The 21,484-nt window shown below is 61.3% G+C and carries 19 protein-coding genes; 18 read left to right on the forward strand and 1 reads right to left on the reverse strand.

Going from position 1 to position 21,484, the window contains the following annotated elements; all coding sequences use genetic code 11:
* Nucleotides 1-56 precede the first annotated feature (56 nt).
* From FJ986_RS03290 to FJ986_RS03360, 15 genes are all read left to right on the forward strand, one after another.
* Nucleotides 57-836, forward strand: coding sequence for an alpha/beta hydrolase (locus FJ986_RS03290; RefSeq protein ID WP_181165367.1), 780 nt, complete (start codon nt 57-59; stop codon nt 834-836).
* Nucleotides 837-853: 17 nt separating this feature from the next.
* Complete coding sequence (locus FJ986_RS03295) at nt 854-1,246, forward strand: carboxymuconolactone decarboxylase family protein (protein ID WP_140498501.1); 393 nt, start codon at nt 854-856, stop codon at nt 1,244-1,246.
* Nucleotides 1,243-1,866, forward strand: coding sequence for an amino acid synthesis family protein (locus FJ986_RS03300; RefSeq protein WP_140498500.1), 624 nt, complete (start codon nt 1,243-1,245; stop codon nt 1,864-1,866). The genes FJ986_RS03295 and FJ986_RS03300 overlap by 4 nt, the downstream gene beginning before the upstream one ends.
* A gap of 101 nt (nt 1,867-1,967) precedes the next feature.
* The gene (locus FJ986_RS03305) at nt 1,968-3,479 is read left to right on the forward strand and encodes an ABC transporter substrate-binding protein (RefSeq protein ID WP_181167345.1); all 1,512 of its coding nucleotides are present in this window, start codon (nt 1,968-1,970) and stop codon (nt 3,477-3,479) included.
* 191 nt (nt 3,480-3,670) lie between these two features.
* Complete coding sequence (locus tag FJ986_RS03310) at nt 3,671-4,612, forward strand: ABC transporter permease (RefSeq protein WP_140498498.1); 942 nt, start codon at nt 3,671-3,673, stop codon at nt 4,610-4,612.
* A 72-nt stretch (nt 4,613-4,684) separates the two neighbouring features.
* A complete protein-coding gene (locus tag FJ986_RS03315) occupies nt 4,685-5,425 on the forward strand; it encodes an ABC transporter permease (protein ID WP_224619722.1) in 741 nt (246 codons plus the stop codon).
* 13 nt (nt 5,426-5,438) lie between these two features.
* Entirely contained in the window at nt 5,439-7,196 is a 1,758-nt protein-coding gene (locus tag FJ986_RS03320) for a hypothetical protein (protein ID WP_140498496.1), read from the forward strand.
* Between the two features lie 8 nt (nt 7,197-7,204).
* A complete protein-coding gene (locus tag FJ986_RS03325) occupies nt 7,205-7,963 on the forward strand; it encodes a hypothetical protein (RefSeq protein WP_140498495.1) in 759 nt (252 codons plus the stop codon).
* On the forward strand, nt 7,960-9,708 hold the full coding sequence (locus tag FJ986_RS03330; protein ID WP_140561338.1) for an ABC transporter ATP-binding protein: 1,749 nt from the start codon (nt 7,960-7,962) through the stop codon (nt 9,706-9,708). The genes FJ986_RS03325 and FJ986_RS03330 overlap by 4 nt, the downstream gene beginning before the upstream one ends.
* 24 nt (nt 9,709-9,732) lie before the next feature.
* Nucleotides 9,733-11,289, forward strand: a complete 1,557-nt coding sequence (locus FJ986_RS03335) for an aldehyde dehydrogenase family protein (protein WP_281405512.1) — start codon at nt 9,733-9,735, stop codon at nt 11,287-11,289.
* A gap of 88 nt (nt 11,290-11,377) precedes the next feature.
* Nucleotides 11,378-13,252: a helix-turn-helix domain-containing protein gene (locus FJ986_RS03340; protein WP_140498493.1), complete on the forward strand. Its 1,875-nt coding sequence runs from the start codon at nt 11,378-11,380 to the stop codon at nt 13,250-13,252.
* A 112-nt stretch (nt 13,253-13,364) separates the two neighbouring features.
* A complete protein-coding gene (locus FJ986_RS03345) occupies nt 13,365-14,378 on the forward strand; it encodes a flavin reductase (RefSeq protein WP_140498492.1) in 1,014 nt (337 codons plus the stop codon).
* A gap of 4 nt (nt 14,379-14,382) precedes the next feature.
* On the forward strand, nt 14,383-15,894 hold the full coding sequence (locus FJ986_RS03350) for an aldehyde dehydrogenase (RefSeq protein ID WP_140625450.1): 1,512 nt from the start codon (nt 14,383-14,385) through the stop codon (nt 15,892-15,894).
* A 42-nt stretch (nt 15,895-15,936) separates the two neighbouring features.
* Nucleotides 15,937-17,019 (forward strand): LLM class flavin-dependent oxidoreductase, encoded by a 1,083-nt coding sequence (locus FJ986_RS03355; protein ID WP_140673390.1) that lies wholly within the window; start codon nt 15,937-15,939, stop codon nt 17,017-17,019.
* 16 nt (nt 17,020-17,035) lie between these two features.
* Nucleotides 17,036-17,350: an NIPSNAP family protein gene (locus tag FJ986_RS03360; protein ID WP_140498490.1), complete on the forward strand. Its 315-nt coding sequence runs from the start codon at nt 17,036-17,038 to the stop codon at nt 17,348-17,350.
* On the opposite strand, the gene FJ986_RS03365 is transcribed toward FJ986_RS03360, so the two are convergent.
* The gene (locus tag FJ986_RS03365; protein ID WP_140673392.1) at nt 17,336-17,998 is read right to left on the reverse strand and encodes a cysteine hydrolase; all 663 of its coding nucleotides are present in this window, start codon (nt 17,996-17,998) and stop codon (nt 17,336-17,338) included. The genes FJ986_RS03360 and FJ986_RS03365 overlap by 15 nt on opposite strands.
* Before the next feature lie 221 nt (nt 17,999-18,219).
* On the opposite strand from FJ986_RS03365, the gene FJ986_RS03370 reads away from it, so the two are divergent.
* The 3 genes from FJ986_RS03370 to proX are packed head-to-tail and all read left to right on the forward strand — an operon-like array spanning nt 18,220 to nt 21,463.
* Entirely contained in the window at nt 18,220-19,413 is a 1,194-nt protein-coding gene (locus FJ986_RS03370; protein WP_140498488.1) for a glycine betaine/L-proline ABC transporter ATP-binding protein, read from the forward strand.
* A 2-nt stretch (nt 19,414-19,415) separates the two neighbouring features.
* Complete coding sequence (locus FJ986_RS03375) at nt 19,416-20,354, forward strand: proline/glycine betaine ABC transporter permease (RefSeq protein WP_140498487.1); 939 nt, start codon at nt 19,416-19,418, stop codon at nt 20,352-20,354.
* A gap of 56 nt (nt 20,355-20,410) precedes the next feature.
* Nucleotides 20,411-21,463 carry a glycine betaine/L-proline ABC transporter substrate-binding protein ProX gene (proX, locus tag FJ986_RS03380; RefSeq protein ID WP_224519139.1) on the forward strand — a complete coding sequence of 351 codons (1,053 nt, stop codon included), beginning with the start codon at nt 20,411-20,413 and terminating at the stop codon, nt 21,461-21,463.
* Nucleotides 21,464-21,484: the final 21 nt, after the last annotated feature.

Below are 21,484 nucleotides of genomic sequence, written 5' to 3' on the forward strand. Positions count from 1 at the left end.
TGTCTGTCGGTATACCAAAAAAATCGAGTTCGAACGAGGGACCTGGGATGGCGCCGATGCGCACCAAAGACGATCTCATCGCCTATGAGAGAAGCGGTAAGGGCCATCCTCTCGTGCTGGTGCACGGTGTCGGCGCCAACCTGCAAAGCTGGGAGGACGTCAGCCTCCAATTGGAGGGCAGCTTCGACATTATTCGCTCCGACCTGCGCGGTCATGGTCAGTCCGCGCACATCGATTCGGAATATTCCGTCGAGAAGTTTGCCGCCGATATCGTTCGGGTGATGGACGACGCCGGCGTGCGCAAAGCCCATCTGGTCGGCTTTTCATTGGGGGGCTTGATCGCGCAAGAACTGGCCTGTTCCTATTCGGACCGGTTTGAGCGCGTCGTGCTTCTTTCCGCAGTTGCGGGGCGCACCCCCGCCGAACGTGAGAAGGTTGTGGCGCGCCTGCAGATGATCCGCGACGGCGGTATGGACGCAGTCGTTGGTGCTGCGCACGACCGCTGGTTCACCAAGGAATTCGCCGAGCGCCATCCCGATGTGATCGAGCGGCGAATTGCCGAGCTCAAGGCTGTCCACGTGCCGTCTTACCTGGAGGCGTATCGGGTGTTCGGCCTTACCGAACTGGTGGATCGGCTTCCCGAGATCAGACAGCCAACGCTGGTGATGACGGGCGAATTCGATCAGGGGTCGAATGTCCGGATGGCCGAGACGATGCACCGGCTGATCCCCGATTCGGAATTACGCATTCTGGCCGGCCTGAAGCACAGCGTCCTGGTCGAGGCATCCAAGCTGGTGTCCGACCATGTCCGCGAGTTCCTTTTGCGTCCACGCTGAAAATGAAGGGAAGACGAATGAACGAGACGCTATTTGAGCGTGGGCTGGAGCGGCGCAAGGCGACGCTCGGCAGCGAATATGTTGAAAATTCGCTGAGCAAGGCAACCGAGTTTTCCAAGGGTTTTCAGTCATTTATCACAGAATATTGCTGGGGAACGGCCTGGGGTGACGACAGGCTGGATGCCAGGACCCGCAGCATGCTGAACATCGTCATGATTGCCGCGCTCAACCGCATGCATGAGTGGGAACTGCATTTTCGCGGCGCCCTTCGCAACGGGGTCACCCGTGACGAGCTGGACGCGTTGATAACCCATCTCACGATTTATTGCGGCGTTCCTGTCGGCGTCGAATGCCATCGCATTGCCAACCGCGTGCTTGCCGAACTCGCAGCCGGCGGAGTGGAAAAATGACTGGGGTCCTGATCCGCAAGATCGTCGATTTCGTCGAGGACACGCTTATCGAAGGGGGGCGCGTCGCGCCGGTTCCGCTTCGCATGGCCGCCTGCGCGGCGGTAATCCGCAATCCCTGGGCAGGATCGGCATTCGTCGAGGACCTGCAGCCGCACATCATGGAGCACGCCAAGGCTCTCACGGATGCCCTCGTGCCTCGCCTGGTGGCGATCATGGGCGGTCCGGACAGGATAGAAGCGTTTGGAAAGTGCGCGGTGACCGGGACGGACGGCGAAGTCGAACACGCGGCCGGCCTGATCCACACGCTGCATTTCGGCAATGTCTTCCGCATCGCCGCTGGTGGCGATTCCTTTCTCCCGTTCACGAACAAGCGTGCCGGCGCCGGCACCGCGCTCACCGTTCCCTTGACCCACAAGGACGCTGAGAAGAAGGGAAGCCGCGCTCATTTTCTGACCGTGGAATTCACCATTCCCGACGCGCCTGCGCATGACGAGATCGTCATCGCCTTGGGCGCCGCGAGCGGCGGGCGTCCGCACCATCGCATCGGCGATCGGTTCAACGACATGCGGATCATGGGAGTCGATCAGGCCGGCCGGCCGCTGCCAGCCGAGAGCAAATAACGCGCAAGCCTCCGGGTCCTTGCCCGGAGGCCAATAACGGCAATGCCGATAATATCGGGAACTGAACCAACGGAGGATTTGTCATGGATAGAAGGCAATTTATGGCCGCCGTCAGCGGCTTCGCAATCGTGGCCTCTTTGCCGGCGGTAGCGCTGGCTCAAGATACCCAGCCGGTCACCGGCGGCACGCTCAACGTCGGCTTCATCAGCGACGTCCGCACGCTCGACCCGCTTCAGTCGTCGCAATGGACCGAGCGGCAGATCCTTTTCCTGATATTCGATACGCTTCTCGAGACCGAGGCGGACTTCTCCCTGAAGCCTGCCCTGGCGAAAAGCTGGGAGTTTTCGGACGACGGCAAGCGCGTGGTCCTGAAGCTGCAGGAAGGCGTGAAGTTCCATGACGGCACACCGTTCAACGCCGAGGCCGTGAAATGGAACCTTGATGCACGTCTCGATCCGAAAGGCAACTCATCGCAGCTCAAGTTGCTGGAAGGCGTCAAGAATGTCGAAGTGCTGGACGAATTCACCGTCGCCATCGACATGAAGGAACCTTATCCGCCCCTGCTGGCGCTGTTTGCCGACCGCGCAGGGCTGATGGCTTCGCCAGCTGCGGCCAAGAAATACGGCAGCGACGTCGGTTCCAATCCTGTCGGGACCGGTCCGTTCGTTTTCGGCGAATGGGTGCGCGGGTCACGCATCGCGCTCACCAAGAACGACAGCTATTGGCAGAAGGGAATGCCATATCTCGACGGCATTACCTTCCATGACATTCCGACGAACGTCGTCGGCATTCAGCGCATGGCCATCGGTGAACTGGATTTCATAAGCCAGCTTGATCCGTTGGATACGCGCCTTTCCAAGGCCAGCCCGGACATCGAGCTTGTGCCGTCGAAGGGTGGCGTCTGGTATTCCTACCAGTGGCGGTGGGACGCCGAGCCATATAACAAGCCGGAACTACGCCAGGCCATCGCGCATGGCCTCAACCGCGACCGCATCAACCAGATCATATGGGCGGGGCAAGGCAAGATTTCCGACAGCTTCACGCCAGACGGCCTGTGGTGGACCCCAACCGATCTGGTGCACTACGAATACGATCCGGAAAAGGCGCGCAAGATCGTGGCTGATTCCGGCCTGAAGGGCACCACCATCAAGCTTGCGGCGCCAAGCGGCGATACGCTGCGACGCTTTGCCGAACTTGCCAAGGAAGACCTCGACGCGATCGGCCTCAACATTGAGCTCGAGCCGGTCCCCCAAAGCGACTACTACGCAAAGGCGGTCTCAGGCGAGATACGCTTCACGCCGATGCGCTGGACGCAACGGGCGGATCCCGACGGCCTGATCCACTATCTCTTCTCCAGCAAAGGCACCGCGAACTCCACGGGCTACAAGAATGACCAAGTGGACAAATGGATCGATGAAGCGCGGGTAATTTCCGATCAGGCGCGCCGCAAGGAATTGTACGAAAAGATCCAGCGTCAGATTTCTGCCGATCTGCCTTACATGCCCGTCGGGTTCAGCATCGAATTCAACGCCATGCGCAACACCGTCAAAGGGTTCGCTCCGATGCCGGACGAGATCCCGCGGTTCCGTTACGTCTGGAAAACGCAGGCCTGATCTTCATGCTTTGCCGCGGCGCGCCGCGCCGCGGCGTCTGGCGCGGGTAGACCCGGTCCCGCCTGCAACCGGTAGAGGAACTTGATCGCCATTATGACCGCCGCCCATCGGATGTGCCCCAAACCGCCCGCTTTGCGAGACGGGCTCCCCGGAGACGCTTCTTCAATCCTTCGCGATGAACTGAGGCCGGCATGCTTGCGCTTGTACTTTCCCGCATAGCGATCATGGTTCCGAACGTTATCGTTCTGACGTTTCTGCTGTTCACGTCGGTGACGTCCTTTCTGGGGACGCCGGCGGCGATCATGCTGGGGGAGAACGCATCCCCTCAATCGATCGCCGAACTCAACGCGAAGCTAGGCTTCGACCAGCCCATCCTGTCGCGTTACTGGAACTGGATCAGCGCCGCATTGTCGGGCGACCTGGGCCGGTCTTATTCCACCCAACAGCCTGTCGCGCAAATGATCGCGGATGCCCTTCCTCTAACGCTTGAGCTGGCATCCTGGGCGATCCTCATCGCATTCCTGGGGGCCACGCTGATCAATTCGGCGACGTTCATGAAAAAGCTGGTGGAGCGGCTCACCGCCGCCGTCAGCATCGTCGGCATCACCGTGCCCAATTTCTTTCTCGGACTGCTGCTGATCTACCTTTTTTCGGTTCAGCTCCGCTGGCTGCCGACGACCGGATGGTCGCCGTGGTCACGGGGCGCCGGGCAGCATCTCATCCACATGATCCTGCCCGTCATCACGCTTACGACCTTTTATTTCAGCTCCTTCACGCTCGTCTATAAAGCCGAATACCAGTCGGTGAAAGGCAGCCTCTACATCCAGGCCGCGCGTTCGAAGGGGCTGTCCGAGGCGCGCATTTCCTACCGGCACATTCTGCCCAACAGCATATTGCCCTTGATCACCTATGCCGGTCTTTCGCTTGGACAACTGGTTGGCGGCGCGGTCGTCACCGAAACCGTCTTTTCGATGCCGGGCATGGGCCGGCTTCTGGTGGAAGCGATCTCGTCCCGGGATTTTCCTGTCATGCTGTCGGTTGGAATGGTGATCATCGTCGGCGTGATGATCCTCAACCTTGTGGCGGACGTGACCTACAGCCTCGTCAATCCGCTCGTGCGAACATCGGCTTAGCATCCAATGAGAAAACTTCCATTCCGATTGGTCCTTGGCCTGACGCTTCTGGTGATCATCACTTTGATCGCGGTGTTCGCGCCCTTGATCGCGCCCCTGCACCCGACCGCCACGACGGTAAACGTCCTCGGCCCGCCTTCGGCTGAAAACATCCTTGGCACGGATCAACTTGGCCGGGACGTGCTGTCGCGCGTCATCTACGGAACAAGGGTTTCACTGCAGGTGGGCGCTTCGGCGGCCATAGTGGCTGTGCTGATCGGCGCCCCCATTGGCCTGATCGCCGGATTTTTCCGTGGCTGGATCGATTTTGTCCTCGTCCAGATCATCGACATTTTCATCGCCTTGCCGGGGCTCGTTCTCGCATTGATCATCACCGCGATGCTCGGGCCATCGGTGGTCAACCTGGCGGTCACGCTGGGTGTCGTCACCGCGCCGACGGTCGCCCGGCTGGTTCGTGGTCAGGTCTTCGTCGTCCGGGAAATGGTCTTCGTGGAAGCTGCGCGCGCCACGGGCGCAAGCTCTTTCTGGATCATCCGCCATCATATCATGCCAAACACGATGCGCGTGGTGTGGGCGCAGTTCGCAATCAATGTGGCCTTCGCGATCTTCACCTCCGCAAGCCTCAGCTTCCTGGGGCTGGGCGTTCCTCCGCCGGCTCCGGACTGGGGCGGCATGGTACGCGACGGTTCGATGTTCCTGCCGATCCTGCCGCTGCTCAGCCTCGGGCCGGGCGCTGCCGTCGCCCTTACAGTTTTCACATTTTATCTTGTCGGGTCGAGCATGAACGAGGCCGCGTCCCGCAATGATCGCTGATTGGAACAGGGAAATGACGTCTAACCAGATCGAGCCGCCGCTGCCGGCATTCATAGAACAACGCCTGCAGGAGTTTGCCGGCCGGGAAGGTGCCCTGAAAGCGCGGCGATGGATGCGGCCGGCGGATGTTCTGATGCGTGTGGAGAACCTTCGCTGCTTCAAGGCTTCGCGCGTCAGTTTTGCCGACATGTTGTTGCGCAGGATCGTTCGCGAACGCTGGCAGATAAGGATGATCTCGGCGGAATGCGGCGATGACGGCGCGGCGAGATTCGTCTACCGGATCGACGCGGAAGGCCATTCCTTCTCCTATATTGCCCGAGCATATCCATGGGACGGAATCGAAAAAGTCGGACGCCGCTCCGATGGCGCGGACCGTGACATGTTCGGCGCGCTCTTCGTCAATCTTGCCAGCCAACAGCGTATCGAGCGGGAATTTGAAACGTTCGACATCAAGGCTGAAGGCCAGATGCGTACGGATTCGGATGTGGTCGGCTGGACCCCGGCCAATCGCAGCAGCCGGCATTTCGACGCCGTAGTCGAAGCACTGTCCCGCGGCGAACAGCCCGCCCCCGAGCTCGGCATCGCCTATCTCATGCGGAACGGTGGCTTTCAAAGCAGCGGCCGGAATGGCACGGTTTCCTATCCGGGCATTCCCGAGGGGCATCCGCTGGCGCACCCGTTCTTTGCGGATATCTTCGCCATCTACCTGGTGCGGCTCGTCTCCATCGATCTCGTCAATGCCGTGGCGCGGCGGCGCAATCCGGACGCAGCGCAGCTCGACATTTCGATCGCGCGCGGGCTTGGAATAGGCAACTCCTCAGGCCAGGGCATGTGCGTTGCCCTCCAGCGCTGGCCGCATTGGGTCGCCACATGGGTGACCGTACGCGAGGCGGCTCTTGGCTACGCAAAAAGCCTGCCGGTCGATGCGGGAAGCATTTCAGTTGTCCGCGGCTCGATAGAGAGCACCATCCGCATCTATGCGCAGACCGACCCACAGACGCAGGACTACGTGGTGGCCAACGAAACCATCATCGAGAACCTGACACGCATATCGGCAAGCCTGCGCGAAGGACAGTTTCGGTGCTGGGGCGACGTTGCTGCGCACGTCGCAGAAGTCATGGATGGCGAGACCAGTGAGCAGTTCCACAGCGTACTTCTCGACGTGGTACCGGACTTTTGTGACGCCATCGCGCCCTATTTCCAGATCGGCGCAGCCCGCAAGCGGCAATTGCAGCCAGCAATGGCGGTCGCTGAATTGCGCGAGATCCTGCGCAGGAACTACGTCTGGGCTCTCACCGCCGACCGCACGCTTGCCGAAACCCATCAGCACTTCTGGTACCATTCGATCGACAATGGCGAACAAAGGCGCGGCGAGCGGGTCATCGACCCGCACGAGCGTTTCGAATCCTTCATCGATCATATCGGACTGATCCAGAGGCTGGCGGCGGTGCTGGTCAGCCGTGGTGACAAGGAGCGCGCCGGCGACGTCGTCCTCGACCATCCGGACTTGCATTACGCCATTTCGCGGGTGCAATATCTGGATGGCCTGCTCTATGCGGAAATACGCGATCCGCTCGCGCATCGCGATTTCGTCCCCGCCGATCTCATACGGTTTTTCCTTGCGTCGCTGGGCATTCGCGGCTCGACGCCGCTCAGCATCCGCTATGTGCGGGGGACTTTCTTCCAAGACCAGCCGCTGCCTTCGGAATTCCTCGAGCCTGACAGGCCGGGTTCCCGGGTTCGCAAGCATGAGAATGAGGTCGCCCTGTGAGCACGAGCATGTTTGTTGCCTATTCCGAACTGACTCGCGTCCTGCCGTGGTCGCTCAGGGCGCTGGGCTACGCGTTCGGAACCGCTGACCGGGGCGCTCATCTCGTTGCAACAGGTGCGGCGCTCGATCCGGCTATTCTGGATGAAATTCGCCAGGCGGGACCGCGGCCCTCCCATGGCTTCCGCTACCGGAAATCGAACGGGCTCACGATGCTGGACGCCGCCGGCGTTTCATTTCTGGAAACGGGACCTGCCGCGATCGATGCTCTCGCCGCGCATGCAGGCGGCGCCAAATGGGAAATGTGCCGGATATTGGCGGCGACCGAGCTGTCGCTTGTTCCGGCCACGCTGGTCGGTGCGATGGACTACAATCTCTCCTCTATCGGCATCATCGCCAGGGATGGAACCTTCGACTGGCTGTTGGCTGACCCCGACGCACGGGGTGCGCTTTATTCGGGCCGGGGCCGGGATGCCCTGGCGGCGCTCCTCGGTGAGGACACGGCGGTTCTGGAATCGATCGACGCCGCCGGGCTGACGCCGGGCTGCGCGCTTCTCATGGTCAGCGCCCGCAGGCCTGAACTGAAGGCGTCCGGGCACGTTGCCGTTCGGCCTCGGGAAAAGATCGCCATGGCGCACCAGAAGGGCATTCCCCTGTCGCGCGAGACGCTGGATGCGCTGTACGCGCTCGAAATGCTCACCTGGGCTCCAACTTCGGAGCGCTCTCGCTCGCAGGCGGGCTTCACTGTTGCACCGGCGCCAAACTCATGAGTGAACGGAAATCCGATCCAGTGGTCGAGGTAAAAGGCCTCAACGTCGCTTTCGGCAAGCATCAGGTGGTGCATGATGTCGATCTGGCCATCCATGCTGGCGAGACGCTGGCGCTTGTCGGCGAGTCGGGGTCCGGCAAGAGCGTCACCTCCATGACGATCATGGGACTGCTTTCCGGCAATACCCAAGTGACCGGTTCGGTCATCGTGGATGGCCAGCAAGTAGTGGGGGCGTCGACATCGACATTGCGGCGGGTGCGTGGCGGCATTGCCAGCATGATCTTCCAAGAACCGATGATGAGCCTGAACCCGGTTCTGCAGGTCAGCACCCAAATCAAGGAAATGCTGCGCCAGCATCGACCCTTAAGCGATGCCGAGGCGCGGGAGGAGGGCATCCGGCTTTTCGACCGCGTTCGCATTCCTGACGCGCGGCGGCGGTTCAATGACTATCCTCACATGTTCTCCGGGGGGATGCGGCAGCGGATCATGATCGCCATCGCATTGGCGTGCTCGCCGAAGCTGCTTATCGCCGACGAGCCGACAACAGCGCTCGACGTGACGATACAGGCGCAAATCCTCGATCTCCTGAACGAGGTCCAGCGCGATACCGGCACCGCGATCCTGTTCATCACGCATGACATGGGCGTAGTGGCCAACATCGCCGACCGCGTCATGGTCATGCACAAGGGACGCGTGGTGGAGACGGGAGCAGTAAAGGACGTTTTCGAGCGTCCGCGCGAGGACTATACGAGGATGCTGATCGACGCGGTCCCCCGCCTGGGGCAAGGCGTCGCCCGCTCCTACCGCGCGCCTGCCAAGGATGTTGTTCCGAAGCCGGTTTTGAGCGTGCGCAAGCTGGTGACCCGGTTCGACGTGCGTGGCGGGGCGATGCGTCGCAAGGTGGGGCGTCTCCATGCCGTCGAGGGTCTGAGCTTCGACATCATGCCTGGAGAAACGCTGTCGCTGGTTGGCGAGTCCGGCTGCGGCAAGTCGACGACCGGACGCAGCATCCTGTTTCTCAATCCTCCGGATTCCGGCGAGGTGGTCTTCGACGGACGCACGGTGCGGCGCGACAACAGGTCCGATCTTTCGGATCTCCGGCGCAATGTGCAGATGATCTTCCAGGATCCGTTCAGTTCCCTGGACCCGAAGCAAAACGTCGGTGCGATCCTGGCTGAGCCCCTGCTATGCCATGGGCTGGCGACCAGGGCCAAGGCCCTGGACAAGGCGAAACATCTTCTGGAGCGTGTCGGCCTCGAACCGTCGATGATCACCCGTCTTCCGCACGAGTTTTCCGGCGGACAGCGCCAGAGAATCTGCATTGCGCGGACCCTGATGCTCGACCCGAAGGTCATTATAGCCGACGAGGCTGTCTCGGCGCTCGACGTTTCGGTAAAGGCGCAGGTGATCGACCTGCTGCTTGAGTTGCAGGAGGACCTGCGGTTGTCCTACCTCTTCATCAGTCACGACATGGCCATTGTCGAACGTGTCAGCCACCGCGTGGCGGTCATGTATCTTGGCGAGATCGTGGAGATCGGGCCCAGCCGCGAGGTGATAGGGAATCCGAAACATCCCTATACCCAGAAGCTGATGGCAGCGGTGCCGAACCCGGAGCCGGCCGCGGACAGGCACCGCTTGATCGGCAAGCCGGTGACGGAATTGCCGTCTCCCGTGCGGCCGCTCGATTTCATTCCGCCGAAGCGGCAGCCTCGCGCGGTCGGACCCGACCACTTCGTGATCGAGTGACAAGCTTTAACGAGGGCGCTTCAGATGGACGCCCTTGAACGAATCCGGGCAAGGCGCTTCCCGATACCTATGGAGAATTCGATGAACACACATGCTGATCAGTTCCGAATTGGAGAGAAGGCGGCTTCCTTTTTACGCCAGGAGAAAAAACTCCTTATCGATGGAAAATGGGTGCCGGCTCAGTCCGGGAAGATTTTCGACACATATGATCCGGGCACGGGACGCATAATTGCACAGGTTCCGGAGGGCGGCGCCGCCGATATCGACAATGCCGTCAAAGCTGCGCGGCGGGCCTTTGAAGAAGGCCCATGGAGCCGCATCACGCCCAGCGAACGTGGACGTCTCATCTGGAAACTGGCGGATCTGCTGGAACAGAACGCCGATGAACTGGCCGAACTGGAGGTTCTCAACAATGGCAAGCCGCTTGCCAATGCCCGGAATTCCGACGTCGCGCTCAGCGTGGATATGTTCCGCTACATGGCGGGCTGGGCGACCAAGATCACAGGCGAAACCATTTCGATCTCTGCGCCGGACAAGTACCATGCCTTCACGGTGCGCGAGCCGGTCGGCGTCGTCGGGCAGATCATTCCGTGGAATGCGCCACTGCTCATGCTGGCCTGGAAGGTAGCTCCGGCGCTGGCCACCGGCTGCACGATCGTGCTCAAGCCGGCGGAGCAGACGCCGCTGACGGCGCTGCGCTTCGGTGAACTGGTCCAGGAGGCCGGCATTCCCGCCGGCGTGATCAATATCGTGACCGGTTTTGGACCTACGGCGGGCGCAGCGATAGCCTCGCACCCCCAGATCGACAAGGTTGCCTTTACGGGTTCCAGCGAGGTCGGCCGCATCATCGTCAAGGCTGCCGCGGGCAATTTGAAGAAAGTGTCGCTCGAATTGGGAGGGAAGTCGCCCGTCATCGTCTTTCCCGATGCTGACATGTCGGTTGCCATTCCCGGTGTCACGCAGGGCATTTTTGCCAATAGCGGCCAGGTCTGCACCGCAGGATCGCGGCTGTTCGCCCACAAGAAGGTGTTCGACCAGATCGTGGATGGGATCGGCCAGCGGGCGGGGAACATCCGCGTTGGTCATGGCCTCAGCGAAGGCGTCCAGATGGGGCCGGTCATTTCCCCGGTCCAGTGCGACCGCGTCATGAGCTATATCGAGCAGGGCAGGAGCGCCGGTGCAACGGTGGCGTTTGGCGGCACGCGGATAGGCAATGAAGGCAACTTCATTGCGCCGACGGTGCTGACCGATACCCGACCCGACATGGCGGTGGTGCAGGAAGAGATTTTCGGTCCTGTCCTGTGCGCCATGAGCTTCGATGACGACGACCTGGAACAGATCGCGCGGCAGGCGAATGACAGCATCTTCGGACTAGCTGGCAGCGTCTGGACGCGGGACCTGAGCGTCGCCCACAAGATGGTACGGCGAATTCGCGCGGGCCGGATCGGGGTCAACGTACACGGCTCGGTGGACGCGGCGATACCCACCGGCGGCTTCAAGCAATCCGGCTGGGGCAGGGAACGGGGACAGGAAGGGCTGAACCTTTATACGGAGACCAAGTCGGTCATCATGTCGCTTTGAAGGCCTGCCAAACCTTTCGCGAACAGCCGGCAAGGTCGATCCTATCCATGCCGGCCATATGGCGGCGGCATGACCCCCGGTAACGAATATGACTGTGGCGCGCCATCGACCAGGAAGGCTATGTAACGATCGAGTACCGGCAAGCAGCGAGGTTCTGTTGAGCGCTTTGGATCGCCCGCTGTCACGCGTCCTGCGCGACGTGACCAGCCTCATCAATTCCAGCGTCGACCTCGAGACAACGCTGCAGCACCTTGTCGATGCGGCATGCCAGCACGATGCCTGGTCGATGGCGGCGGTGATGAGCATCGATCAGGCGGATGGCAATGCTGTGGTCGTGACCCGGCATGATCCTAGCCAGTTGACGAAGTCCTATCGCAACCGCTGGACGCTGGCGACAAGCCCATCCCTCATCGCGTTGACCCGCAATGATCCGGTGATCATTCGCGATGCCCAGGAGAGCATCGAATTTCCGGGCTATCGGGAAGAGGCAATCCAGCGCGGTTATCGCACTGTCGTGGTTTTGCCTCTGGGCTGCCGGGACATGGAAGATCGCGCGATGGTCTTGTCGGTGCAGTCGCGCGACGTTGTCGATCTGTCAGCGGCCGATCTCGCATTCCTGCAGACGATCGTCCATCTGGGCGCCATAGCCGTGGACAAGGCCCACAGGCTAAGGGCGGAACATGCTGCCGCCGCGCAACTCCAAAACGCACTTGCCGCGCATTCCTCCCTGATGCACCAGGTCCTGTCGGACGGTTCCGTCGCATCCGCGGCTTCCATGGTCGAAACCTTCCTGCCGAACGCAATCGTCGTGGTGGATCTGACTGCCAACCTGGTCGTTGCCGGACGTTCGCCCAAGCCGGACCTCATCGACACCGACCGCTGGCGCGAGGAGATGGACGATTGCATGAGCCGCCAGTTTCTCCGTCTTGCTCGCGATATCTCGGACCAGGCCGGGCTTGAAATGCGCAAGCTGTACCTGAACTGCGGCGGCCATCACCTCAACCTGCCGGCGGCGGTGGAGCCGTTGGTCGTGGATGGCAAGACGGTAGGGGCGCTGATCGTGTTTTCGCTCGACGCCAATTTCGGCGACCTCGATCATCTTCTTCTTCAGAGCGCTCGGTTCGCGCTCAGCGTCCAGTTGATGCGCAGCCATTTACGGTTCCAGACGGAATCGCAGACTTCCAGCGAATTGTTCATGGAAATCGTTTCCGGCAACTGGCGCAACGTGGACGATTTGACGGCGCGGGCGCGCCGGCTCGGCATTGACGTAAACGCCACCGCCAGGCTGGTCGCGATCGGCCTCCCGGAAACTGTGCCGGAAAAGGGCAAGACCATACCCGAACTGCACCGCTCCATCATGCGGCTCGCCGGCCAATTGGCGCCGCAGGCGACCGCCGCCGCATTGGGCGAGATCATTCTGTGCCGCATTCCCGACGCGCCCCGCGACGCGGACACGGTGGTCAAGACGTTTGTGCGCAAGCTGATCGAGGAAACGCAGTGGCTGATCGGCACCAAGCCGATCATCGTGGCGGGTAAGACCTGTTCGAGCATTCACGACTATCCCCAGGCATGGCTTGAATGCGAGCGCATGATCCGTCTTGCCGTCCGCTTCAACCGTACCGGGTTGCTTGCGCCCCAGGACTTCGGTCCTTTTCCGCTGCTGCTTTCGGCGGCCGACAGCAAGGAAGTGAGGTCGTTCGTGGATATCGCCATTGGCGCGGTCGTGCGTCACGACGAGGCGCATGCAACGGACTATATCAGGACCCTGACCGTCTTTCTGGAGCACGGTTGCCGCAGCCAGGCCTGCGCGGACGCGATGGAATTGCATGTTACTACGCTTCGTTATCGCCTGAACCGTATCCAGGAACTGTTTGGCATCGAGATCGATTCACCCGAACGTCGGTTCGCGCTTGAACTGGCAATACGCCTCAACGAGACCATTGCCCGGGAGCAACCTGTCTGATGCGGTCTCTGCTTCGTGTCCTAGGAGTCTGACTGCCGCCTCTCCTGCGTAGAGCAGGAAGACCCTCTCTCACGTCCCTTTATCCTTCCACCCTCCTGGAGAGGCAGGACGCATGACGGACAAGAGGGAAAAAGAGCTGAGCACGATCGATCCAGTGGAACTGCGGCGAACGTTCGGCACCTTCGTCACGGGCATCACGGTGGTGACGACGCGGGACGAAGATGGTTCGCCGCGCGGCATGACTGCGAATTCCTTCACCTCAGTCTCCCTTGAGCCGCCGCTGCTGCTCGTCTGCATAGGAAAGAGCGCCAGCAGCTTTCCGGCGTTCAACACGGCCGAAGGCTTCGCCGTCAACGTACTGCACGAGCGCCAGAAGGAGGTGGCGAGCCTCTTCGCCTCGAAGTCACTCTCCAAGTTCGAGACGATAGCCCATACTACCGTGCATACGGGCTCGCCGGTGCTCACCGACAGCCTTACCTGGTTCGACTGCACGGTGCATGACCGTATCGAGGCGGGAGACCATGTGATCCTGATCGGCCGGGTGCGTGCTTTCGGCACCAGCCCTGCCGCTCCGCTAGGGTTTTGCCGGGGGCGCTATGTCTGCGTGGAAGACCCGATGCCGCCTGGCTGGACGCCTTCCCATCGCATGATCATCGGCTACCTGGTCGAGCATGACGGCCGCATCCTGCTGCGCGACGATGGCGCCGGAGGCTGGGAACTGCCGACGGCAACGCACCGTAAGCCGGGCGACATGCTCAGCTTCGAAGGCGGCGGCGTGGTTGCGCCGCTCACCAGCGATGCGTTTCTCTATTCGGTCTTCGATGTGGCCGACCAGCAGCCCGGTTATGTCGTTTACCGTGGCGCGCTCGCGGGCCCGCCTGGCGAAATTCCGGATTTGTCGCCGTCGCTGAGGTTCTTTGCCCATGAAGAGCTGCCTTGGGACAGCATTCCGATCAGGCAGATACGCGCAACGCTGCGCCGTTACCTGCATGAGCGCGCGGACTCTCGCTTCGGGATCTACGTCGATTCCAGCGATGGCGGCCGGGTGGCGATGATAGACGGCGCCCCGCGTCCGTGGCGGTCGCTTAACGGCTTGGCCGGCGACCGAGAAACCGCGAAGGGATGAGATGATGGACCTGACGCTGAAGGTGATCGAAGGATCGCGCCAGGATCTTTTCATTGCCGGGGAGCGCCTCGCGCCGCGGTCCGGCCGCTACATGCCGAGCTACGATCCGACGAACGCGGCGCCTTGGTATGAGGTTGCCGACGCCGGGGCGGATGATGTCGACGCCGCCGTGCAGGCAGCCAAAAGAGCGTTTCACGATCCGGCCTGGCGCAGGCTGACGCAGACGGATCGCGGCAAGCTGCTGCGCCGGTTGGCCGATCTCATCGCGGAACACGCCGATGAACTCGCGGCCATCGAGACGCGTGACAACGGCAAGCTTCTGAAAGAGATGCGTGTGCAACTGCGCGCGGCGCCGGACAGCTACCTCTATTTCGCCGGAATGGCCGACAAGCTGCATGGCGAGACCATACCGGTCAATAAGCTCGATATGCTGAACTTCACGCTGCGCGAGCCGATCGGCGTGGTGGGCATGATCTCGCCGTGGAATTCACCGCTGATGCTGCTGACCGGCACGCTCGCACCCTGCCTGGGAATTGGCAATACGGTCGTGGTCAAGCCATCAGAGCATACTTCCGCGTCCACCCTTGCCCTCGCCGAACTGATTGCAAAAGCGGGCTTCCCGGCTGGCGTTTTCAATGTCGTTACCGGCAAGGGCGCTACGGCGGGCGAAGCGCTGACCTTGCATCCCGATGTCGCCAAGATCGCCTTCACGGGCAGTACGGCAACCGGCCGCCGCATCGCCGCCAACGCTGCCAGCCGACTTGTTTCGTGTCAGATGGAACTGGGCGGCAAGTCGCCTCATGTCGTATTCGCCGATACCGACATCGAGCGCGCGGTGAACGGCGTGGTTGCCGGCGTGTTCGCCGCTGCCGGGCAGACCTGTATCGCAGGCTCGCGCTGTTTCGTCGAAAAATCCATCTATGCCGCATTCGTCGAAAAGCTGGCGGATCGTACCAGGCGCGTGCGTATCGGCCATCCGACCGATGAGGACACGGAAATCGGTCCGCTGGCGCTGGCTGCCCAACTCGACAAGGTCGAGCAGTATGTGGACTACGGCGTCGCCGATGGCGCGCGGCTGGTTGCCGGAGGCCACCGGCCGCGGCGGGACGACCTCTCCGGCGGCTGGTATTACGAGCCCACGGTTCTGGCGGATGCGCGCAACGACATGCGCTTCATGCGCGACGAAATTTTCGGCCCGGTCGTGGGCGTCGTGCCGTTCGACAATGAAAGCGAATTGATTGGGCTTGCCAACGACACCCATTATGGGCTGGCGGCGGGTGTCTGGACCCGCGACATCGACCGGGCGCTTCGCTTTGCGCGCAACGTCGATGCCGGCACGGTCTGGGTCAATACGTATCGCTCGGCTGCTTACATGTCACCCTCCGGCGGGTTCAAGGAGAGCGGTTACGGCAAGCGCGGGGGCTTCGAGGTCATGCGCGAGTTCTCCCGCCTGAAGAATGTCGTCATCGACTACTCCGGCGCCACGCAGGACCCGTTCGTAATCCGTTTGCGCTGACGCTCATCCGACGGTTCCCTAATATTCGAAAAGGTCATTGCCATGAAATTTTCCGTTTCCCTGAACATGGAGAGGTTCAGTCCCGACAAGGATATGCGCCAGGTGGCGGCTGAGACGCTGGAACTGGTGCGTATGGCCGATGCCGGCGGCTTCGAGACCGCCTGGTCGCCCGAGCATCACACGATTGAATTCACGATCGCGCCCGGCCCGTTCCAGTTGCTGGTCTGGTGGGGAGCTCATACCGAACAGATCCGGCTTGGCACCGCCACCATCGTCGCGCCGTACTGGACCCCGATCCGTCTCGCGGGAGAGGCCGCGCTTTGCGATCACCTGACGGGAGGGCGGCTGGAATTCGGCATCGCCCGCGGCGCCTATCAGTATGAATTTGACCGTATGGCGGGAGGCATCCCGCAACAGGAAGGCGGCGCCTACATGCAGGAACTGCTGCCGGCAGTCCAGAAATTATGGGCAGGCGACTACGCCCACGAGGGTAAGTATTACCACTTCCCGCTGGCAACCTCGGTGCCGAAGCCCTTGCAGCAACCCAACCCGCCCATCTGGGTGGCGGCGCGTGACCCCGGCACATTCGATTGGGCGGTGCGCAATGGCCACAACATCCTCTCCACGCCGTTGTCGCGGCCGGTCGCGGAAATCGGCATTCTCGGCGACAAGTTCAAGAAGGCGGTCCAGGATCATCCCGAAGTGCCGAGACCGCGGTTCATGATGCTGCGCCGCACTTGCGTGTATGAACGTCCCGAGGACTGGGAACTGCCGGTTCGCTACAGCTATCAATATGGGCGCAGCTTCGAGAACCTCTTCCAGAACATCGGCACGGTGAAGAACGGCTTTCCTGAAGCGGTTTCTTACGACACCCTTGGCAACAGCGGCGACTACGATCCGCGGTCGATCCGCGACAATCTCCTTTTCGGCACCCCGGACGAGGTGATCGAAAAGCTGATGGTCTATGAAGCGGCGGGCGTAGACCAGTTCTGCCTCGGCCTCGCCTTCGACCTGCCGTTTGAGGTGCAGAAGAAATCGCTGGCGCTGTTCATCAAGGAAGTGATGCCCGTTTTTGCGATGCGCGAGAAGGAAGCGGGCAGGGAAAAGTCGCGGGTGATCGCCTGATGGGAGCTGTCACGCCATGATTGTCGAGGAACGCATCTACAAGATAAGGGCCGGCCGTCTCGCCAGGTACATGCAGCTTATCAGCGAGGAAGGCCTTGCCATCCAGCAGCCGATCTTGGGCAACCTGATCGGCTATTTCCGCACCGAGATCGGACCTCTCAACCATGTCGTGCATCTATGGGGCTATAGCGACCTGAACGACCGCGCCGAGCGGCGTCAGCGGCTGGCCGAAGATCCCGCGTGGCGGGCGTTTACCGTCAAGCTCACCGAGAATATCGAAACGATGGAAAACCGAATCCTGATCCCGACCGATTTTTCACCGCTGCGGTAGGTTCAAGACCTGGCTTCCCGCTTGCCCGACCGCGAAAGAATCCAGGAGCCGGTCCGTGGTCATGACCCAGCCGTAGTTGCGTGCGAAAGCATCGAGCATGGCCTGCCGGCTGGGCGGATGGTTGGAAGAAACAGCATCCTCCACCACAATCGTGGGATAACCGAAATGCACGGCGTGACGGCAGCTATCTTCGACGCACATCTCCGCTACCGTGCCGACGAATACCAGACCGTCTACCGCAAGCAGCTTGAGCGTCTTGGCAAGATCCGTGGCATGAAAGGCGCTGAAATAGACCTTGTCCAGCACGATGTCGCCATTCTGTGGCGCAAGCTCGTCAATCACCTCCGCGGCATCCCGCAGGCCCTCGACATCGCCGTAGGAGCGCATGAAACCCGGCACACACGCATGGGTCGGCGCATCGGTCAGCTTGATCCAGGTCAGCTTGCCGGCCAGGGCCTGATACAGGGGGTCGGCAACGTATCGCGTGAATACCACCGGCTTGCCGTTGCCGCGAAACGCCGCAATGAGTCTGCCGATCGAAGGTATGGTTTCGCGCGCGGATGCAACCTCCATCGGCGCATGCCTGCGCACGAAATCGTTCTGCATGTCCACGACCATGAGGGCAGGGTTTTTAAGCGAAGCCAGCACGCCGTTTCTCCATACGGGCGTCCCGGATTATACCTATCCGGGTAGCGGAGAGCCTATATCATCGAACCCGCGAGCCGTATGCTTTCCTTCGTAGCACTGGGCTACGCGGGTATCCTGCCGAACGGGGGAAGACGGCGGGTGCAGTTCTATCTTCATTAATCGGGATCGTGGCTCTGGAATGTGCTGACTATCGTCCGCCAGGCCAGGAGTGGAGGACAGGTGTGACGGATCGCATAACGGTCGAGGGCGTGTACAAGATTTTCGGCAGATCGCCGGAATCGGCTTTGGCCATGCTGAAGTCTGGCGAGACAAAGGAAGCTGTGCTCCAGAAGACCGGGCAGGTCGTCGGCTTGAGCGACGTGTCGCTGTCCGTTCCTGTCGGTTCGATTTACATGATCATGGGCTTGTCCGGCTCCGGTAAGTCGACGCTTGCGCGATGCATCAATCGCCTCATCGAGCCGAATGCAGGGCGCATCCTTATCGATGGCGAGGAGATCACCGGCGCCAGCGAAGCGCGGCTGCGCGAAATCCGCCGGACGCGTATCTCCATGGTGTTCCAGCACTTCGGCCTGTTGCCGAACAGAACGGTGTTGGAGAATGCCGAGTTCGGCCTGAAACTGCGCGGTGTGCCAGCCGCCGCGCGCAGGAAGAAGGTGATGGAGGTGCTGGAGGTCGTCGGGCTGGCTTCGTGGGCAAATCATCTTCCCGGTACACTGAGCGGCGGCATGCGTCAGCGCGTCGGATTGGCCCGCGCACTCGCCACGGATGCCGATGTCCTGATCATGGACGAGGCTTTCAGCGCGCTGGACCCACTCATCCGCAGCGAAATGCAGGACGAACTGCTGCGCCTGCACAGGACTTTCCACAAGACCATCCTGTTCATCACGCATGATTTCCAGGAGGCGCTGAAGCTCGGAAGCAGGGTCGCCATCATGGCGGATGGAATGGTGATGCGCGAAGGCGTTCCGCAGGACATCGTGACCAAGCCCGGGAATGACTACGTCGCCGCCTTCACCCGCGACGTCAACCGGGCCCATCTGTTCGATGCGAGTTCCGTGATGGTGGAAAGCAGCCCGCTCCGGCTAGACGGACGTGCGTCTGGCGGCCGCGATGCCGAGGGCGAACCGGTGTTCATCGTCGACGATTCGATGCAGGTCGTGGGTGTCGTCGGACCACGCCAGTTGCCACGCCTCGCCGATGGTTCGGCGATCCAATCATTGATGAGCAAGGACTATGAGACGGTATGCGGCACGGAAAAGCTGTCGGTGGTGGCCAGCCTGTGCCATCGAGACCGGCCGATAGCCGTTGTTGACGAGGGCGGCCGATATTTGGGGCGTGTCGATCCACTCCAGATCCTGTCCCGCATTGGCGCTCCGGCGGCGGCTTCCTCGCAATCCCGGGGAGCGGAGGCCTGATCATGCTGGATGTCGATAATCTCTATGTCATCCCGCTGGACCAATGGATCCAGGTCGGCGTCCGCTGGCTGGCAATGCATTTCCGGCCGCTGTTCCAGACAATCAAGTGGCCCGTCGAGACCCTTCTGACCGCGATCGACCATGGACTCCATGCCATTCCGTTTCCGATCCTGATCGGGATCTTTGCTCTCATCGCATGGCGCTCCGCATCGCGTGGCGTGGCCATATTCACGCTGCTTTCGCTGACCCTGATTGCCTTCATGGGCCTGTGGGCGGAAGCGATCACCACCCTGTCGCTCATCGCCACGGCAATCGTGGTGTGCGTCATTCTTGGCATTCCAATTGGAATCCTGTGCGCGCGCCACGATCGCGCCTGGACCATCGTGCGGCCGGTGCTCGATGTCATGCAGACGACGCCCAGCTTCGTCTACCTGGTCCCGGTGGTCATGCTGTTCGGCGTCGGAACGGTGCCTGGGGCAGTCGCGGTCATCGTGGCGGCGATATCGCCGCTGATCCGCTTCACCAATCTCGGGATTCGTCTTGTCGACAAGGAGATGGTCGAGGCGGGGCGGGCCTTCGGTGCCACCGATCGCCAACTTCTCTGGGAAGTCCAACTTCCATTGGCCTTGCCAACCATTCTGGGCGGCCTCAACCAGACGGTGCTGATGGCTATGGTCATGTCGGTGATCGTATCCATGATCGGGGCCGAAGGGCTCGGACTTGTGGTCCTGCAGGGGCTGGGACGTCTCGATGTCGGCATGGCTGCCGTCGGCGGCATCGCCATCGTCCTGCTAGCCATGATCCTCGATCGCATCACGCAGGGCCTGGCCAACCAGGACAAGGCCGGACCAACCCGGGGCATCCGGGCCGCCCTGGCTCAGTTGCTGCGTCCCAGAAATGAGGAAGCGGGGAGTTTCGAAACGAACCACCAGCAGGTTTGAACACCGTCTCGATCAGGCGGAACGACGCAACAAATATCACAACAAGGGGAGAATACATGTCGGCGAATTATCGATACCGCAAAGGGCTGAGACTGGCCTGCGCCATGGCTGTTGCAGCAACCATGATGGGTGGGCAGAGTTTTGCGCAGGATAAGCCTGGCGAAGGCAAGACCATTCGTTTCACGTCCTCCGACAGCCTGGGCGCCAACTATATTCAGGACCAGGTCCTGATAGCGGGCCTCGAGAAACTCGGTTACGACGTAAAGTTGTCGACCATGAACATGTCGGCGATCCTGCAGGCCATTTCGCAGGACGACCTCGACATGACCGGCGACATCAACTGGCCGCAGGCCGAGCCCGCCATCGCACAGATCTCGGATACGGTCGAACTGATCAATGAAGGCACGATCGCGGGCGGCGGCATCAACGGCTACATGATCGACAAGAAGACAGCCGAAGCCAACAACATCACCAATGTCTCGCAACTGAAGGACCCGAAGATCGCCGCCTTGTTCGACACCGACGGTGACGGAAAAGCCAATCTGGTGAATTGCGATCCCGCTTGGAAGTGCGGTGACGTCGTCGATTTCCAGGTCAAGGAGTTCGGCTTGAGCGATACGGTGCGCTCCATCCGCGCCAAATACGAGCCGCTGATCGGCGAGGTCTTTGCACGGGCCGACCGAGGAGAGCCGATCCTTCTTTACACCTGGAGCCCATCCTGGATCGTCTATCGGCTGAAGCCCGGCAAGGACGTGGTGTGGCTGCCGATCCCGTATGACGCTCTTCCCGAGGGCGTATCGAAACCGAAGACGCACGAGGTCAAGGACGTGGTTGGCTGTGCGGGGGGGCAGAACCCATGCCGCATGGCGGTTGGCCCATGGAACTGGCGCACGCTCGCCAACAAGAAGTTCCTGGCTGACAATCCGGCGGCCAAGAAATTCATCGAACAAGCGAAATGGTCGCTGGACATCTGGAGCCAGTGGGAAGGCGATCTGGGGGCCGGCAACAAGACCGACGCCGAGATCAAGAAGATCGCCAACGACTGGATTGCCGCAAATCAGTCGGAGTTCGATGGCTGGGTAAAGAATGCGGCTGCCGCCGGGAAATAATCCGGGCAGGCCTCTATCGTG

The sequence above is a fragment of the Mesorhizobium sp. B1-1-1 genome (assembly GCF_006442955.1).
GTDB lineage: Bacteria > Pseudomonadota > Alphaproteobacteria > Rhizobiales > Rhizobiaceae > Mesorhizobium.

Excerpts from the sequence above, each read along its gene's own strand:
- FJ986_RS03320 (WP_140498496.1), top strand. The coding sequence starts at position 5,439 with ATGACGTCTAACCAGATCGAGCCGCCGCTGCCGGCATTCATAGAACAA.
- FJ986_RS03340 (WP_140498493.1), top strand. The coding sequence starts at position 11,378 with ATGACTGTGGCGCGCCATCGACCAGGAAGGCTATGTAACGATCGAGTA.
- FJ986_RS03360 (WP_140498490.1), top strand. The coding sequence starts at position 17,036 with ATGATTGTCGAGGAACGCATCTACAAGATAAGGGCCGGCCGTCTCGCC.
- proX (WP_224519139.1), top strand. The coding sequence starts at position 20,411 with ATGTCGGCGAATTATCGATACCGCAAAGGGCTGAGACTGGCCTGCGCC.
- FJ986_RS03305 (WP_181167345.1), top strand. The coding sequence starts at position 1,968 with ATGGCCGCCGTCAGCGGCTTCGCAATCGTGGCCTCTTTGCCGGCGGTA.
- FJ986_RS03330 (WP_140561338.1), top strand. The coding sequence starts at position 7,960 with ATGAGTGAACGGAAATCCGATCCAGTGGTCGAGGTAAAAGGCCTCAAC.
- FJ986_RS03325 (WP_140498495.1), top strand. The coding sequence starts at position 7,205 with ATGTTTGTTGCCTATTCCGAACTGACTCGCGTCCTGCCGTGGTCGCTC.
- FJ986_RS03335 (WP_281405512.1), top strand. The coding sequence starts at position 9,733 with ATGGACGCCCTTGAACGAATCCGGGCAAGGCGCTTCCCGATACCTATG.
- FJ986_RS03355 (WP_140673390.1), top strand. The coding sequence starts at position 15,937 with ATGAAATTTTCCGTTTCCCTGAACATGGAGAGGTTCAGTCCCGACAAG.
- FJ986_RS03375 (WP_140498487.1), top strand. The coding sequence starts at position 19,416 with ATGCTGGATGTCGATAATCTCTATGTCATCCCGCTGGACCAATGGATC.
- FJ986_RS03310 (WP_140498498.1), top strand. The coding sequence starts at position 3,671 with ATGCTTGCGCTTGTACTTTCCCGCATAGCGATCATGGTTCCGAACGTT.
- FJ986_RS03300 (WP_140498500.1), top strand. The coding sequence starts at position 1,243 with ATGACTGGGGTCCTGATCCGCAAGATCGTCGATTTCGTCGAGGACACG.
- FJ986_RS03290 (WP_181165367.1), top strand. The coding sequence starts at position 57 with ATGCGCACCAAAGACGATCTCATCGCCTATGAGAGAAGCGGTAAGGGC.
- FJ986_RS03350 (WP_140625450.1), top strand. The coding sequence starts at position 14,383 with ATGGACCTGACGCTGAAGGTGATCGAAGGATCGCGCCAGGATCTTTTC.
- FJ986_RS03295 (WP_140498501.1), top strand. The coding sequence starts at position 854 with ATGAACGAGACGCTATTTGAGCGTGGGCTGGAGCGGCGCAAGGCGACG.
- FJ986_RS03345 (WP_140498492.1), top strand. The coding sequence starts at position 13,365 with ATGACGGACAAGAGGGAAAAAGAGCTGAGCACGATCGATCCAGTGGAA.